Genomic DNA, 15973 nt, shown 5'->3' on the forward strand with positions numbered 1-15973 from the left:
GGGAGGCCGGGTCCCGCGTCACCGGTGCACCAGCCGCAGGAACGCCCCGATCATGGGCAGGTCCGCCGGGTTGGCGGGGAGCGCGTCCGCCAGCGCGGGGGAGTGGACCAGGTAGCAGGCCCACTTGCCGCGGGAGATGGACACGTTGAGCCGGTTGCGGTTCAGGAGGAAGTCCAGGCCGCGGGGGACCTCCTGCGGGCTCGACGCCGCCATGGTGAGGATCGCGACCGGGGCCTCCCGGCCCTGGAACTTGTCCACGGTGCCCACGGTGGTGGCCGTGAAGCCGGCGTCATCGAGTGCCGTCCGGACTGTGGCGACCTGCGCGTTGTAGGGCGCCACCACGATCACGTCTTCGGGGGTGAGGGCACGCGGACTGTCCCCGTCCTGGGGGTCCGTCCAGCTCCGCCCGACGACGTCCCTCACCAGCTCCACGACCCTCTTCGCCTCCTTTTCGGAGGACACCGCGTTGCCGGTGTGCTCGACTGGCCGGGGGTGCAGGCCCGGCGCGATCCCCCCGAGCCGGCGGGCGTCCGTGACGTCCTCTCGGGAGCGCAGCTGTCCCGCGTAGGACAGGTCGGAGACGGCCCGCGTGAGCGCGGAGTGCATGCGCCAGGACGTGTCCAGGAAGAAGCCGCGCTCGCCGGGGAGGACGGCGTGACCCTCCGCTATCCAGGTGAGGGCCGCCTCTCCGATCGGCTGAGGGTGCTCGCCCTTCTGCACCTGCGGGAGCTGCTGCGGGTCGCCCAGCAGGAGGATCGTCCTCGCAGAGGAGCCCGCCCCCAGCAGATACGCCAGGGACAGCTGTCCAGCCTCGTCCACGACGAGGAGGTCGACGGGGGAGACGTCGGCATGGGAGAACAGCCAGGACGTGCCACCCACCACCCGACCCGGTCCGGCGAAGTCGAGGTCTTCCTTGTCTCCCAGCGCGGTCCACGAGTGCTCCGCCGAGGGATCCTTCGGCTTCTTGCCGACCCGTTCCGGCTCCACCCCGATCTGGACGAGCTTGTCCAGGAAGTTCTCCACCACGGCATGGGACTGCGCTGTGACGCCCACGCTCCACCCGCGCTCCAGCAGTGCCTTCACCGCGTGACTGCCCACATGCGTCTTGCCGGTCCCGGGCGGCCCCTGCACAGCCACATAGGACCCCTGGGCCGAACCGAGCGCCTCAACCAGGCCGGTCACCCCGTCGAGGGCTCCGCTGCGGACGTCGTTCGAGATGTCCCGCACGCTGCGGCCCACGGCCGACGGGTCGCGGCGCGCCAGGAGATCGGACACGGCGCCCCCGGGAAGCGAGGCGGTCGAGGCTGCGGCTTCCGCCTCCTCCCGGATGCGGTCCAGGATGGCCCCGGGTGAGACGTAGTTCAGGTGGAAGACCCCCATGGGCACTTCGGCGTGCTGCGACTCGTACTTCACGCTCTGCCGCTGCAGGAGCCTCACTCGGAACCGCTCCCCGCCGATCCCCTCGACCTCGACGGCATCCAGCGGGCTCTTGCTCTGCCAACGCACCGCATTGGGCTGCAGGACGGCCCAGGCGGGCGGATCGTCGTAGAGGGCCTGGAGCTTGAACTGGTCGGACTTCCGCTCCCGCGGTCGGATCTCGGTGCCCGGTTCGAGCCGACCGGTGACCGTCAGCTCCCTCAACGGATTGCCCTTCCCCGGGGGCTTTTCCCACTCGCTCACCTGCTCCACCGCATCGAAGACGAGGTTCGCCCGCGGCTCCTGCCATTCGTCCGGAGCGGAGACCGCGCGGTCGAACATCGCCCACCACAGGGGCTTGTTCTCCCGGGGGAAGTACTCGAGCGCCGCGGCGAGCATCGCGAGGGCGCGCTGGTCCGCGTCGAGGACGGCGCCCGCCTCGCGGCACTCCTCCGGCAGCAGGGACAGCACGGCTCCGGCGCGCGTGATGTCCTCCTCTCGAGCGCTGGGTGCGGACTCGGCTGTGAGCGGGTCCGCGTCGACTTCGGCGGACGCGTCCGCCCCGTCGGCGGGCTCCGCCTCGCCGTCCACCTGGGCCCGCAGCCAGTCCCGCAGCCGGGCGGTGGAGACGCAGTCGTACCGGTTGTAGTCCTCGATGCCCGCGCGCAGCCGCCGGGCCTCGTCCGCGTCCCCCGCCGCGGCGTAGGCGTGGTACTCGGTGACGGAGTCCGCGGCGGTGGTCACCCCGTCCTCGCTGCGGTGGTCCGCGCCCATGTAGAGCGGCTCGAGCTTCTTGATGGAGTAGCTCTCCACGGCCGCCCGCAGGCTGGCGCGCACGGTGGCGTAGAGGTCCACGAACAGGCCGGCCCGCAGCCAGTCGTCCAGCTCCGCCTCCCCGACGCCGTGGCGCACCGTCAGCCGCTTCAGCGCCGTCACCTCGTACGCCGCGTAGTGGTAGATCCGCATGTCCGGGTGCTCCGCCCGGCGGGCCTCCACACACCGCACGAACTCCTCCAGCGCCGCCCGCTCCTGCGCCCGCGAGTCCGCCCACAGTCCCGTGAAGCGGAAGTCCTCGAACGCCGTGCCCGCCGTGTCCCCGTCCGGGGCCTTGACCCAGCCCCACAGGTACTCCAGCCCCTCCATGGCCCCGCTCGGGGCGGTCCACAGGGGGTCCCCCTCGAAGTCGAAGAACAGGTCGCCCGCGCTCGGGGCGGGCAGGCTGCGGATCGGCTCGGGGTCCACGATCCGGAACTCGGGCGTGCCGTCCGGCCGCTGCGGGGTCAGCTGCAGGACGGCCTGGTCCCGCAGCCCCCGCCACGTGCGCTCGGAGATCCCCGGGGGCGTCTGCTCCGACGCTGCGAGGTCCTCGACGGTCCGGATGCCGGCCTCCCGCAGCCGCGTGCGCTGCAGGCGGGTGGCCCCGGCGGTCAGGAGCACGTCCCGGTGCGCGGTGATCGCCTCCTCGCACGCCGGGCACGCCCCGCAGACCGCCAGGCCGTCGTCCCAGGACGCGGCCCGGCCGGCGTCGACGTGCGCCCGCAGGTCCCGCTCGAGCCGCGCCCGCTGATGCCGGTACACGGGGATCACGTCCGTGAGGTCCACCTCGTGCCGCGTGTGGTCCCCCAGCCAGAGGCTGCCGGTGCGCGTGCGCGGCACGCCCATCCCGTCCAGCAGGTCCGCGTACGCGGCGATCTGCAGTAGCGCCGTCACGCGGGCGTGGCGGGCGAGCTTGGTGTCCACCACCTCGTACGCGCCCTCCGGGTGCCCGGCGTCCCGGCGCAGGACCAGGAAGTCCGCGAGGCCGCCGAACGTGCCGTCGTGCAGCATCGCCTGGAAGACCACGGCCGGCCGGCCCTCCAGCGCCGCCGCCGTGCGGTCCCGGGCCGCGGCGATCTCCTCGGGGATCCAGTGCGAGGGCCTCTCCAGCACCGCCACCCGCTCCGCGCCGTGCTCGGCGGTCAGGCCCGCCAGCACCCGCGCCTCGTGCTCGTCCCCGAGCCCGGACACCCGCGTCAGGAACGGGTCCTCGTCCACCGGCTGCGGGGCGCGGCCGAGCGCAGGGTCCACCTTCAGGCGGTACCAGCCGTACTCGCACGTGGCGGCGGCCGTGACGTCGGAGGGGCTGAGGAGGAAGGAGCGGAGGTCGGGGGCGAAGGAGACCATGGGCCCACCCTAGGCAGGGGGAGCGGACGGGATAAGGGCGGGCTCTGCCGGATCCTGCGCGGGGGCGACCCGCCTCCCGCCTCCTCCCCGTCACACGCCGCCCCTGACTTGACGCAGGTCACATCGACGGAGTTACCTAATGATCGTTCAGTAAATCGCCGCGCGCCCGCGTGCCCGACCCCGGGGAGGACCATGGCCGACACCCCGCACCACCCCATGCTCGCGGACGACCGCGTGGCGCAGTGGCTCGGCGTGACCCTCGAGGCCGCGGAGAAGGACCACGCCCGCATCCGCATGACCCTGACCGAGGACCACCACAACGGCTTCGGCATGGCCCACGGCGGCGCCGTGTTCGCGTTCGCGGACTCGTGCTTCGCCCTGACCTGCAACGACCCGCACGGGGACGGCAGCACCATCACGGTCGCCTCCGGCGTGGACGTCAACTTCCTGGCCGGCACCCGTGCCGGCCAGACGCTGATCGCCGAGGGGCGCCTGGTCGCCTCCGCCGGCCGCTCCGGCGTCTACGACATCACCGTGACCACCGACGACGGCGCCCCCGTGGCCGCGTTCCGCGGCCGCTCCCGCACCGTCGCCGCGAAGGCGGGCTGACCGGCGTCGTCCTCCGACGACGTCCCGCCCTCCCCAGCAGACCGACCGACCCGTCCCATCCCCAAGGAGACCCCGATGCTCGAGGCGTCCGTCCCGAACCCCTACTCCCCGGCTCCGCTCGCGAAGAACCCCGACGATCGCGGGAAGCAGGACCCCGAGGAGACGATGAGCCGCGACCAGATCGAGGCGCTCCAGACCGAACGCCTGCGCTGGTCCCTGCACCACGCCTACGAGAACGCCCCGGGGTACAAGGAGCACTTCGACGCCCACGGCGTGCACCCCTCGGACTTCAAGGCCCTCGAGGACCTGGCGAAGTTCCCGTACACGGACAAGGAGTTCCTGCGGAAGAACTACCCGTTCAAGGCCTTCGCGGCCACCGGGTCCGAGCTCCGCCGCATCCACGCCTCCTCCGGCACCACCGGCCAGCCCACCGTGGTCGGCTACACCGACGACGACCTGGCCACCTGGGCCACGCTCGTCGCCCGCTGCTTCCGCGCCGGCGGCATCCGCCCCGGCGACAAGGTGCACAACGCGTACGGCTACGGACTCTTCACCGGCGGCCTGGGTGCGCACTACGGCGCCGAGCGCCTCGGCGCGGCCGTGATCCCGATGTCCGGCGGCCAGACCGAGAAGCAGGTGCAGCTGCTCACCGACTTCGAGCCCAGCGCCATCCTCTCCACCCCCACCTACCTGCTGACCATCGCGGACGGCTTCAAGAAGATGGGGCTGGACCCCCGCACGTCCTCGCTGAAGACCGCGATCCTCGGCGCCGAGCCGTGGACCGAGGAGATGCGCCGCGAGATCGAGCAGGCCTTCGACCTGGACGCCCTGGACATCTACGGCCTGTCCGAGGTCATGGGCCCGGGCGTGGCCGGCGAGTCCGTGGAGACCAAGGACGGCTCCCACATCTGGGAGGACCACTTCCGCCCCGAGATCATCGACCCGCTCACGGACGAGGTCCTCGAGACCGGCCGCCCCGGCGAGCTCGTCTTCACCTCGCTCACCAAGCAGGCGCTGCCGATCATCCGCTACCGCACGCACGACCTCACCCGCCTGCTGCCGGGCACCTCCCACCCGGGCCACCGCCGCATGGGCCGCATCACCGGCCGCTCGGACGACATGATCATCCTGCGCGGCGTCAACCTGTTCCCGTCGCAGATCGAGGAGCTGGCCCTCAAGGAGCCCGCCCTGTCGCCGCACTTCACCCTCGAGATCACGCGCCCGGACCGCATGGACCAGATGGCCGTGAACATCGAGCGTCGCGATCATGCGACCCTCGAGGAGGCCCAGGCCTGCGCCGCGCACCTGCAGAAGGAGATCAAGATCAAGATCGGCTCCTCCTGCACCATCAACGTGGTCGATCCGGAGACCCTCGCCCGGTCCTCCGGCAAGCTCAAGCGCATCTACGACCTGCGCGACAAGGACTGACCCCGGCCCTGCGGCCGAACCCGACGCCGGCGTGCCCGGTAGAGTGGATCGGTGCGCCGTCGTCGGCGTCCGCCCGCCCCCGAAGGAGCCCCGTGCCCCAGAGCAGCCCCACCCCGCGCCGCGGCCGGCCCGGCTATGACCGGCAGACGCTCCTGGCCGAGTGCGTCGAGCTCTTCAACCGGCACGGCTACGAGGCGACGTCCATGGGCATGCTCGCCGCGCACCTGGGCATCTCCAAGTCCGCGATCTACCACCACGTGGAGTCCAAGGAGGCGATCCTCGGCCACGCCCTGGACGACGCCCTCGACGCGCTCGAGGCGTCCATGGACCGCGCCCAGGCATCCGGGGTGGCCCCCGGCGGGCAGGTGGAGCGCGCCATCCGCGGCGGCCTCGAGGTCCTCGTGGAGAAGATGCCTGAGGTCACCCTTCTGCTGCGCCTGCGGGGCAACTCCGACGTGGAGCGCGCCGCCATGGAGCGCCGCCGCGACATCACGCGCCGCCTGGGCGAGATGATCGAGGCCGCCCAGGCCGAGGGCTCCGTCCGCGACGACGTCACCCCCCGCAACCTCGCCCGCCTCGCCCTGGGCATGATCAACTCGGTGGTCGACTGGTACCGCCCCGAGGGCGACGCCCCCGGGCACAAGACCGTGGACGAGATGGTCGCCGCGGTGACCGGTGTGGTGATGGGCGGCCTGCGCGGCTGAGTCCCGCCCTCAGCCGGACGCCAGGGCGTCCGCCACCTCCCGCAGGAGCGCGACGTCGGCGGTCCCGTCGGTCCGACCCGTCGCCTCCGATGCGGCGTCCGGGCCGTCCGTGCGCCGGTTGAGGACGTACTGCCGCCGTCCGTCCAGGACGTGCGCGGCCTGCATGCGGACCTCGCTCCCGTCCGGGCCCGGGATCCGGCGCGTGAAGACCACGGCCTGCCCGCCCTGCCCCGCCTGCGCGCCCTCCCAGGAGGCCTCCCGCGCGTCGAGCATGCCGAGCCAGCCGTCCTGGCCCGTGCAGGCCGCGCGCACCCGGCCGTGCCCCGCCCAGGACTCCCGCGCCGACGCCTCGTCAGGGAAGTCCGTGACGGTGAGGTTCACGTACCCCTCCGGGGACGCCGCGCCCAGGCCGCCGGCGGAACCCGCCCCGGCCAGCGCTCGCGCGCCCGATCCCGCCTCGAGTGCGGTGACCTCCCGGTTCGCGGCCAGGCAGGCCTGGGAGGCGTCCCGGGCGGTCTCCAGGGGGACGTCGTCGCCGAACACGGTCTCCTGCTGCCGCTGCATGGCCGCGGCGTATTCGGCCGGCGAGTACACGTCCAGGATGGTCATCTTCGCGCCCGTGCCCTGCTCGACGACGGCCCGCACCCGGGCCTGCGCGGCCGGGTCCACCCAGGGCGCGGACTCGGCGGGGGAGGCCGGGCCGGACGAGTCCCGGGCGTCACATCCGACGGTCAGCGGGGCCGCCAGCGTGCACAGGAGAAGGGCCGCGGCGGCACGGGAGCGGAGGCGCATGCCCCCATTCTCCCGCGCGCCGCGGCCGGGTCGGCCGCCGGGCCGGGTCGACCGGGCCGGTCAGGAGGCCGGGCCGAACTCCTTCGCGACCGCCTCGCGGACGCCCTGCGCCATCTCCACGACCTGCTCGGGCGTGGCCTTCTCACCGGCGCTGTCGAGCGCGGTGACGGCGATCAGGCGTGCGCCATCCCGCGTCATGACGCTGATGCCGGGCATCGGGCCCGCGCCGTCCTCGGTCGCGGTGGTGGTGGTGACGTCGTAGTCCACGCCGTCCACGGTGGTGCGCTCGGTGGTGATGGCGGCCGCGTAGTCCGCGTTGCCCTCGCAGGTCTTCGCCCGGTCCTGCTCGGCCTGCTGGACCTTCGCAGCCGCGGCCTCGTCCGGGAGCGTGGTGATGAGGGCGGACGTGTCCGGGCCCGTCTCCTCCGCACCCTCCGCAGGCTCCGCGCGGGTGCCCCCGTAGCTCACCTCGGTGCCGCCGGACTCCGCCAGCAGGCCGCTGACCTCCCCCTGCGCGGCCCAGCAGGCGTCGTCGGCGAGCGGGAGGGACGCCGCGCGCATCTCCTCGGCGTCGGTGGCCGTGGCGGCCTCCTGCTGCTGGGACCGGAGAATGGAGAACTCGCCCGTCGCGGTGGTGTCCACGGTGACGTCCCCCTGGAGGCCGAGGACCTCGGCCATCGGCTCCTTGAGGGCGAGCACCTTCTCGTTCTCCGGCAGCTCCACGTCCGCATTCACCCCGCCCGGCAGCGGGGGCGCCCCGGCGGCGGAGCTCGAGGAGGAGGTGGAGGCGGAGGTCGACGCGCTCCCGGATGCGGTGGACGTCGAGGAGGACGCCTCCGTGGGGGAGGCGCTGGTCGAGGACGCGGCCGCGGCCGCGGCGTCGGACGAGGAGGAGGTGGTCGCGCCGCCGTCGGACCCGCCGGCGCCGCAGCCGGTGAGGACCGCCGCGGAGGTCAGCAGGACCGCCGCGCCCAGGCGGGCGCGACGGGAGGGGAAGGGGAGGCGCGTGCGCGCGGGATCGAGGGTCATGGGCCACAGTCTCCGCTCACGCGAGGGCGGGGTCAATCCGGCGGCCGCCGGGCGGGGCGGGATCAGGCCTTCTGCTCGGTCTTCGGCATGGGCCAGGTCTTGGCCACGAGGGTCAGCACGTCGTACTGGGCCACCAGCTCGTCGTTCTGGTTGTGCAGCTGGCAGTCCCACGCGACCTCGCCGTACTCGTCCGTGACGCGCGGGGTGATCCGCTTGGCGGTCAGGGTCACGCGGATGGCGTCGTCGTAGGTGACGGGCGTGATGAACCGCAGGTCGTCCAGGCCGTAGTTGGCGAGCACCGGGCCCGGATCCGGGGCCACGAACAGGCCGGCGGCCCAGGAGACCAGCAGGTAGCCGTGGGCCACGCGGCGCGGGAAGAACGGGTTGGCCATGGCGGCCTCCTCGTCCGTGTGCGCGTAGAACATGTCCCCGGTCTCCTCGGCGAACTTCGTGATGTCCTCGAGGGTCACGGTGCGCAGACCGGAGGCGAACTGGTCGCCGATCCTCAGCTCGTCCAGCGCCTTGTAGAACGGGTGCGTGGCCGTGCCGGCCTCCACGTCCTCGCGGGTGACGGTGTTCGCGGCCGCGCCCTGGTGCCACACGCCGGTGATGGCGGTGAGCAGGTCCGGGGAGCCCTGGATGGCGGTGCGCTGCATGTAGTGCTTGACGCCGCGGACACCGCCGAGCTCCTCGCCGCCGCCCGCGCGACCGGGGCCGCCGTGCACCAGCACCGGCACGGGGGCGCCGTGGCCGGTGGTGGTCTTCGCGGTCTGGCGGTTCAGGAAGTGCACGCGGCCGTGGTGCGCGCCGATCCCCGCGGCGAACGCGCGGGCGGTCGCGCCGTCGTTCGTGGCGACCGTGGCCACCAGCGAGCCGGAGCCCAGCGCGGCGAGCGCGACGGCGTCGTCCACGTCCGTGTAGCCGATCACCGAGGTGACCGGTCCGAACGCCTCCACCTCGTGCACCGCCGGGGTGCGGGCGTCGGCGAAGGAGAGCACGGTGGGGGCGAAGAAGGCGCCGGCCTCGGCGTCGGCGTCGCCGGTGGAGCCGTCCGGGCCGCCCAGGCGGACCTGGCCGCCGGCGTCGACGAGCGTCTGCACGGCCTTGCGGACCTCGGACTGCTGCTCCTTGGAGGCCAGGGCGCCCATGGTGGTGCCCTCGGTGCGCGGATCGCCGAGCACGACCTTGGCGGAGAGGCGCTCGGTGAGGGCCGCGGTGACGTCCTCCACCATGGCCTCCGGGACGATCACGCGGCGGATGGCGGTGCACTTCTGGCCCGCCTTGACGGTCATCTCCTGGAAGACGACCTTCACGAACGCCTCGAACTCGGGGGAGTCCTTGTCCGCGTCCGGGCCCAGGATGGCCGCGTTGAGGGAGTCGGTCTCCGCGGTGAACCGCACGCCGCCGGTCAGGACGTTCTCATGCCTGCGGAGGGTCTCGGCGGTGCCGGCGGAGCCGGTGAAGGCCACGTGGTCGCGGTAGTCGAGGTGGTCCAGCAGGTCGCGGGCGGAGCCGGAGATGAGCTGCAGGGAGCCCTCGGGGAGGATGCCGGACTCGAGCATCATGCGCACGCACGCCTCGGTGACGTAGCCCGTGGGGGTGGCGGGCTTGACCACGGTGGGCACGCCCGCCACGAATGCCGGGGCGAACTTCTCGAGCATGCCCCACACCGGGAAGTTGAACGCGTTGATCTGCACCGCCACGCCCGGGATGCGCTGGTAGATGTGCTCGCCGATGAAGGAGCCGTCGCGGGACAGCGGCTCGACCTTGCCGTCCACGATCACGTTGGAGTTCGGCAGCTCGCGGCGGCCCTTGCCGGAGAACGTGAAGAGGGTGCCGATGCCGCCGTCGACGTCGAACGCGTGGTCGCGCTGCGTGGCGCCGGTGGCGAAGGAGAGGTCGTAGAGCTCCTGGATGCGGGAGTTCAGGTAGAGGGCGAGCTCCTTGAGCTTGAGCGCCCGCTCGTGGATGGTCAGCTCGCCCAGGCTCTTCTGGCCGACCGTGCGGCCGTACTCGATGACGGCGGCCGTGTCGATGCCGTCCGTGGACACCCGGGCCATGAGCTGGCCGGTGTTGGCGTCGAGGACGTCGGTGACCTTCTGGGGGTCCTCCGGGGCCCACCAGGAGCCGGCGACGAAGCTCGGGAGGATCTCGGTCTGGGTCTTGTCCGCGATGGCGGTCATGCGGTGCTCCTTCAGGACTCGAGGGCGTCGGCGCGGGTCGGCCCGGTGCGCAGGGAGGTGCGGGCAGGGGCGACTGACCGATCGTTCGGTTATTGTCAGGGTAACCCGGATCACCCGCCAGGGCGAGGGGGTGACCGCCGTCGGGGGCATGCGCCCTCCACGCGCCCCGTGGGTGCCCTCCCGCCCCGGACCGCCTGACCCCTGCCCCGGACCACCTGACCCCCGCCCCCTCCCGCCTGCCCCCTGCCCCCTGCCCCCGCCGAGTGTTGGGCCCGGCGGGTCTCCGGGCCGGAATCCATGCCCACCCCAACACTCGCGCACCGGCCCGGCGGCACCCCCGCCACCCCTCACACGGGTGCCCCGCGCTGCCGGAGGATCTCGCGGATCTGCCACACGACCAGGTCCCACCGCCCGTCGGCGAGATCCTCGCTCCGGACCCGGACCACCTCCCAGCCCTCCGCGCGCAGGGACCGCTCGCGGGCGGCGTCATCGCGGATCTGTCGGGGATCGGTGAAGTGCTGGGGGCCGTCGTACTCCACGGCCACCTTCCACGTCCGCCAGACGAGGTCCACCCGCAGCGTCTGCCCCGTGTCCAGGCGCACCGCCGGGTTCACCTCGGGCTCGGGGAGTCCGGCCTGCACCAGGCGCAGGCGGGTGCGGGTCTCCTGCGCGGAGTCGGACCCGGAGCGCATGACCTCCAGCGCGGCCCGCGCCAGCCGCACCCCTCGCGCCCCGGAGCGGGCGGCCACCCCCGCCCGTACCCGGTCCCAGCCCACGACGCCGGGCGGCAGGTCTGCGCGACGGCGCGCGGTGGGCGCCGTGCGCACCAGGGAGTCGCCGATCACCGCTGCGTCGTCGACCCCCGACAGCCCCGCCGCCAGATCGACGAAGGTCCACACCGGGTCCACGACGCGAATGCCCTCGTGCACCGTGGTCGGCGTCGTGGGGACGAGACGATGGAGCACGAGCCCGGAGCGTTCGAGCCGCATGCTGCGCGACGAGGGGACGGCGAGGTGGACCGGGCCGTCCGCGGGTCGGCGCCGGGGGAGCCAGAGGCCGAGGACGGCGGCGGCCGTCTCGTGGCTGAACGCCGCGTCCGGGTGGAGGTCCTGCAGCGCCCGCAGCCGGTCGAGGAGCTGCGCAGGTCGATCGCGGACGCGCCACAGGCCGCGGCCGGCGCTCTCCAGGTCCGAGGCCGCGAGGCGCCCGCGCGAGACCCCCGCCCGACGCGCGGCGAGTGTGGAGAAGACGGTCGCGTCGCGGAGTCGGCGGTCCAGGCCGGTGGGCACGGGCGGCAGGGGGGAGGGGCGACGCGGCATGGGGTCCAGCCTGAGGTGCCGCGGCAGTCCGGGGCCGGCGACGTCGTCGTTCTGTGGAGGGGGCGGTGCGGGAGGCGCGCTGTGCAGGAGAGGTCGAGGGCGCTCGTCGCCCGGGCCGGCCGCTCAGCCGCCAACCGAGGACGCGAGTGTTGGGGTGGGCAGGCTCTCCAGGCGGGAAGCCGGCGTACCCCAACACTCGCGGCTGGGGCGGGCGCGGAGTTGGGGCGGGCGCGGGGCTGGGGCGGGCGCGCGGCTGGGGCGGGCGCGGGGCTGGGGCGGGCGCACGGCTGGGGCGGGCGCGGGGCGGGGGCTCGCCGCGCCGCACCGGGCAGGTCCCCGACGGGGTGCGTAGAATCGCCGCAGTCCGCTCGGACGCCCCCGCACCCCACCCGGAGAGCCACGCCGCATGCTGCGCACCATGTTCCACGCCAAGATCCACCGGGCCACCGTGACCCAGGCGGACCTGCACTACGTGGGGTCCGTGACCGTGGACCAGGACCTCCTCGACGCCGCCGGCATCCTCCCCGGCGAGCTCGTCAGCATCGTGGACGTCACCAACGGCGCCCGCCTCGAGACGTACACGATCGCCGGCGACCGCGGCACGGGCGTGCTCGGCATCAACGGCGCCGCGGCCCGCCTGATCCAGCCGGGGGACGTGGTCATCCTCATCGCGTACGCCCAGATGGACGACGCCGAGGCCCGCACCTTCCAGCCGACGGTCGTCCACGTGGACGGACGGAACCGGATCGTGGAGCTGGGCTCGGACCCGGCGGAGGGCCTGCTCGACGGCGTCGCCCGCCCGCCGCAGTCACGTCGCCTGGAGGACGCTCAGGCGGAGCTCTGACGCCATGACCGGCTCCTGCCCCGTGCCCCACGGCCCCGCTTCCGGCGCCGGCGACCGCCGCAGCACCCGCCCGGGGGAGCCGGCCCGCCCGGAGGTGGAGCTCGTGGACGGCGTCTGGCACGTCCGCTCCCAGCGGCTGGTCCGGGAGGTGCTCCGCTCCGCGGACGCCACGCGGCAGGCCGGCTTCGGCGTCGAGACGGTGCGCGCGGGCCTGCCACTGACCCGCTGGCCAGTGCTCTACGCGGACGGGGAGGAGCACCGCGCCCAGCGCGCGAAGATCGGCCGCTACTTCTCCCCGGCCGTGGTCAACCGGGAGTACCGCGAGCTCATGGCCGCGGAGGCGGACGCGCTCGTCGGCCGCCTCGACGACGGCCTCATCCACGACCTCTCCGACCTCGCCCTGCACTTCTCCACGCGGGTGGCCGCCCGCGTGGTGGGCCTGACCGAGTCCGACCAGGAGGGCCTGGCCCGGCGCCTCGTGGCGTTCTTCGACCAGCCGGACGCCGTCCTCGGCGACCCGGCCACCGGCTGGCGGCGCCTCACCGCGTTCGCGGTCGCCCTCCCCGGGGCCCTCGACCTGCTGCGGTTCCACCTCGCGGACGTGCGCCCCGCGATCCGGACCCGGCGCACCCAGCGGCGCGACGACGTCGTCTCCCACCTGCTGGACGAGGGCTACTCGGAGATCGAGGTCCTCATGGAGTGCGTGACCTACGGTGCCGCCGGGATGGTCACCACGCGGGAGTTCCTGCAGATGGCCGCGTGGCACCTGCTGGACCGGCCCGCCCTGCGCGAGCGCTTCCTGGCCGCCCCCGGGCCCGAGCGGCAGGCCATCCTGCTGGAGGTGCTGCGCCTGGAGCCCGTGGTCGGGCACCTGTACCGCCGCGCCGACCAGGAGATCGACCTCACCGACGACGCCGGCACGCACCACCGCATCCCGGCGGGCGCCCGCCTGGACCTGGCCGTGCGGCCGGCCAACGCGGACCCCGAGGCGGTGGGGGAGGGCGGGCTGTGCCTGCGCCCGGACCGCGAGCTGCCCCGCGGCGTGCGCCCCGAGGTGATGAGCTTCGGTGACGGCGCCCACCGCTGCCCCGGCAACACCCTCGCGCTCGTGGAGACCGAGCTGTTCCTCGAGCGGCTCCTGGCCAAGGACGTGCGCCTGGTCTCGACGCCCCGCATCGAGTGGGAGGAGATCATCGCCGGGTACGCCGTCCGGGACCTCCGCCTGCAGCTGGCCTGAGCCCGCCGCCTGACACACCCCCGCCTCGCCCTCACCTCACTCCCGCCCGCCCGTGACCCCCACCCCCTTTCATCTGCACATCTGTGCAGGTATGCTCGCCGCACGACCCCCGACGTCGAGCAGGCCGCCGGCCTCTTCAAGGTGCTCGCCTCCCCCGTGCGCGTGGCCGCGCTGCTGCGCATGGCGGACGGGCCCGTGGGCGTGGGCGACCTCGCCGACCACGTGGGGGTCACGCACACGCTCATGTCCCAGCACCTGCGGGTGCTGCGGATGAGCGGTCTGGTGCGCTCCGAGCACGAGGGCCGGAGCCGCGCCTACTCCCTGACCGACGACCACGTCGCCCACATCGTCCGAGACGCGGTGCAGCACGCCGCGGAGGAGGCCCCTCATGACCGTTGACCACGGCGCCCACCCGATCCACACCGACCACGACCACCAGCACGGCCCGGACTGCGGCCACGAGGCCGTCCAGCACGCGGATCACACCGACTACGAGCACGACGGCCACCTGCACCACGTCCACGGCGACCACGTGGAGGAGTGCGACACCTGCTCGTGCGGCTCCTGCGCCGCCGACGGCGGGTGCAGCTGCGCCACCTGCGAGTGCGCCGACTGCACGTGCGCCACGTGCGACCACGCGCAGGCCTCCTGAGCCGCGCCCCGCACGCCCCCGCACACGACGGCGGCCGGTCACCCTCGGAGGTGACCGGCCGCCGTCGGCGTGTCCAGCGCCGGGCCGGCGTCGCTCAGCGGGAGGGCAGGGACGTCGCCCCGAGGGAGCGCCGGCCGGCGCGCATGGCCACCGCGTGGCTCACGCCCATGGCCGCGCGGCCGCCGGGGACCGCGGCGACGACGCGCATCCACCCGGTCCCCAGGGTCACCTCCTGGGTCCATGCCACGAGGCAGTGCCCGGGCGCCGACCCGCGCACGTCCACCCGCACCGTCCCCTCGAGGTCCCCGTGGAGGGCGGCCACGAGGACGCCGCGCTCGCGGTCGTCGACGATCCGCTCCATGAGCAGCCGCACGGGGACCAGGCCGACGAGGCCGACCTCGGCTCGCTCGCCGGCGGTCGGTCCACCGGGGGCCGACGCGCCCTCCCGCGGCAGCGGCACGGCCCGGGGGATGGCCGGCCACCACTCGGGGTAGCGCAGCGGGTCCCCCAGCAGCTCCATCACCTCGTCCGCCGGCCGCGGCACCGCCCAGCGGTGGCGGAACACGAACGGGCGGTCGGCGCGGGGGGATCGGGCGGAGCGGGGCATGGCCCCATTCTGCTGCCCCGCGCACACGACGGCGGCCGGTCACCCTCCGAGGTGACCGGCCGCCGTCGTGGTCCGTCCCCGCCGCCCGGCGGGGCGTGGCCGGTCAGGAGTAGTCGTAGAAGCCCTTGCCGGACTTCCGGCCGAGCTCGCCGCGCTCCACCATGTCCCGCATCAGCTGCGGGGGAGCGAAGCGCTCGCCCAGCTGGGACTCGAGGTACTCGGCGATGCCCAGGCGCACGTCCAGGCCCACGATGTCGGTCAGGGCCAGCGGGCCCACCGGGAACTTGTAGCCCAGCACCATGGCGTTGTCGATGTCCTCGGGGGAGGCCACGCCCTCCTCGACCATGCGGATGGCCTCGAGGGCGATCGCCACGCCCAGGCGGGAGGAGGCGAAGCCCGGGGCGTCCTTCACCACGACCGGGGTCTTGCCCAGGCCCTTGACCCACTCGGTGGACAGGGCCGTGAGCTCCTCGCCGGTCTTCGCGCCGATCACGACCTCCACGAGCTTGGAGGCCGGCACCGGGTTGAAGTAGTGCAGGCCGCAGAAGCGCTCGGGGCGCTGCAGGTGGCCGGCCAGCTCGTCCACGGAGAGGGAGGAGGTGTTGGTGGCCAGCCACGCGTCCTCGGGCAGATGCTGCTCCACCTCGGTGAGGGACTCGATCTTCAGGTCCATGATCTCCGGCACGGCCTCCACCACGAGGCCGCAGCGGGCGAAGTCGGCCTTGTCCAGGGAGATCGTCAGGCGCTCGGCCCACACGTCCAGGTTGCCGTCGAGCTTGCCGCGCTCGAGGGACTTGGCGAGGTCCGCCTCGATGCGCTCCTTCGCGGCCTCGGCGGCCTGCGGGTCGCGCTCGACGACGATCACCTCGTCCGCGCCGGAGGTCAGGAAGGCGTGGGCGATGCCCGCGCCCATGCGGCCGCCGCCGAGCACGCCGACGACGGAGGGCACGGAGCCATGGGGGGTGGTCTGGTTCTCGGTCATGGGTGGGT

General features: G+C 73.9%; 14 protein-coding genes. 7 read left to right on the top strand and 7 right to left on the bottom strand.

Features of this window, described 5'->3' with window-relative positions; translation table 11 throughout:
- Positions 1-18: 18 nt before the first annotated feature.
- Positions 19-3579: a TM0106 family RecB-like putative nuclease gene (locus BJ976_RS00895; RefSeq protein ID WP_135029409.1), complete on the bottom strand. Its 3561-nt coding sequence runs from the start codon at positions 3577-3579 to the stop codon at positions 19-21.
- 192 nt (positions 3580-3771) lie between these two features.
- Here BJ976_RS00895 and BJ976_RS00900 point away from each other — a divergent pair, with 192 nt between their 5' ends.
- The 3 genes from BJ976_RS00900 (at position 3772) to BJ976_RS00910 (ending at position 6320) form a co-directional block, all read left to right on the top strand.
- Positions 3772-4188: a PaaI family thioesterase gene (locus tag BJ976_RS00900; RefSeq protein WP_135029407.1), complete on the top strand. Its 417-nt coding sequence runs from the start codon at positions 3772-3774 to the stop codon at positions 4186-4188.
- Positions 4189-4263: 75 nt separating this feature from the next.
- Positions 4264-5616: a phenylacetate--CoA ligase family protein gene (locus BJ976_RS00905; protein ID WP_135029405.1), complete on the top strand. Its 1353-nt coding sequence runs from the start codon at positions 4264-4266 to the stop codon at positions 5614-5616.
- A gap of 92 nt (positions 5617-5708) precedes the next feature.
- A complete protein-coding gene (locus BJ976_RS00910; protein ID WP_135029403.1) occupies positions 5709-6320 on the top strand; it encodes a TetR/AcrR family transcriptional regulator in 612 nt (203 codons plus the stop codon).
- A gap of 9 nt (positions 6321-6329) precedes the next feature.
- Here the strand turns inward: BJ976_RS00910 and BJ976_RS00915 are convergent, their stop codons facing one another.
- The 4 genes from BJ976_RS00915 to BJ976_RS00930 all read right to left on the bottom strand — a co-directional run bounded on the left by BJ976_RS00915 (position 6330) and on the right by BJ976_RS00930 (position 11643).
- On the bottom strand, positions 6330-7112 hold the full coding sequence (locus BJ976_RS00915) for a hypothetical protein (RefSeq protein WP_135029401.1): 783 nt from the start codon (positions 7110-7112) through the stop codon (positions 6330-6332).
- Positions 7113-7172: 60 nt separating this feature from the next.
- Positions 7173-8141 carry a hypothetical protein gene (locus BJ976_RS00920; RefSeq protein ID WP_167736928.1) on the bottom strand — a complete coding sequence of 323 codons (969 nt, stop codon included), beginning with the start codon at positions 8139-8141 and terminating at the stop codon, positions 7173-7175.
- Between the two features lie 62 nt (positions 8142-8203).
- On the bottom strand, positions 8204-10324 hold the full coding sequence (paaZ, locus tag BJ976_RS00925) for a phenylacetic acid degradation bifunctional protein PaaZ (protein ID WP_135029399.1): 2121 nt from the start codon (positions 10322-10324) through the stop codon (positions 8204-8206).
- 347 nt (positions 10325-10671) lie between these two features.
- Positions 10672-11643 carry a DUF559 domain-containing protein gene (locus BJ976_RS00930; RefSeq protein ID WP_135029397.1) on the bottom strand — a complete coding sequence of 324 codons (972 nt, stop codon included), beginning with the start codon at positions 11641-11643 and terminating at the stop codon, positions 10672-10674.
- A 406-nt stretch (positions 11644-12049) separates the two neighbouring features.
- Between BJ976_RS00930 and panD the strand changes: the two genes are divergently transcribed.
- The 4 genes from panD (at position 12050) to BJ976_RS00950 (ending at position 14376) form a co-directional block, all read left to right on the top strand.
- Complete coding sequence (panD, locus tag BJ976_RS00935; RefSeq protein ID WP_135029395.1) at positions 12050-12487, top strand: aspartate 1-decarboxylase; 438 nt, start codon at positions 12050-12052, stop codon at positions 12485-12487.
- Positions 12488-12491: 4 nt separating this feature from the next.
- Positions 12492-13724 carry a cytochrome P450 gene (locus BJ976_RS00940; protein ID WP_135029393.1) on the top strand — a complete coding sequence of 411 codons (1233 nt, stop codon included), beginning with the start codon at positions 12492-12494 and terminating at the stop codon, positions 13722-13724.
- Between the two features lie 81 nt (positions 13725-13805).
- Positions 13806-14123 (top strand): ArsR/SmtB family transcription factor, encoded by a 318-nt coding sequence (locus tag BJ976_RS00945; protein ID WP_135029391.1) that lies wholly within the window; start codon positions 13806-13808, stop codon positions 14121-14123.
- Entirely contained in the window at positions 14113-14376 is a 264-nt protein-coding gene (locus BJ976_RS00950; RefSeq protein ID WP_135029389.1) for a hypothetical protein, read from the top strand. The genes BJ976_RS00945 and BJ976_RS00950 overlap by 11 nt, the downstream gene beginning before the upstream one ends.
- A 94-nt stretch (positions 14377-14470) precedes the next feature.
- On the opposite strand, the gene BJ976_RS00955 is transcribed toward BJ976_RS00950, so the two are convergent.
- A complete protein-coding gene (locus BJ976_RS00955) occupies positions 14471-14983 on the bottom strand; it encodes an SRPBCC family protein (protein WP_135029387.1) in 513 nt (170 codons plus the stop codon).
- A 103-nt stretch (positions 14984-15086) separates the two neighbouring features.
- Positions 15087-15965 carry a 3-hydroxyacyl-CoA dehydrogenase family protein gene (locus BJ976_RS00960; RefSeq protein WP_135029386.1) on the bottom strand — a complete coding sequence of 293 codons (879 nt, stop codon included), beginning with the start codon at positions 15963-15965 and terminating at the stop codon, positions 15087-15089.
- Positions 15966-15973: the final 8 nt, after the last annotated feature.

The sequence above is a fragment of the Micrococcus flavus genome (genome assembly GCF_014204815.1).
GTDB lineage: Bacteria > Actinomycetota > Actinomycetes > Actinomycetales > Micrococcaceae > Micrococcus > Micrococcus flavus.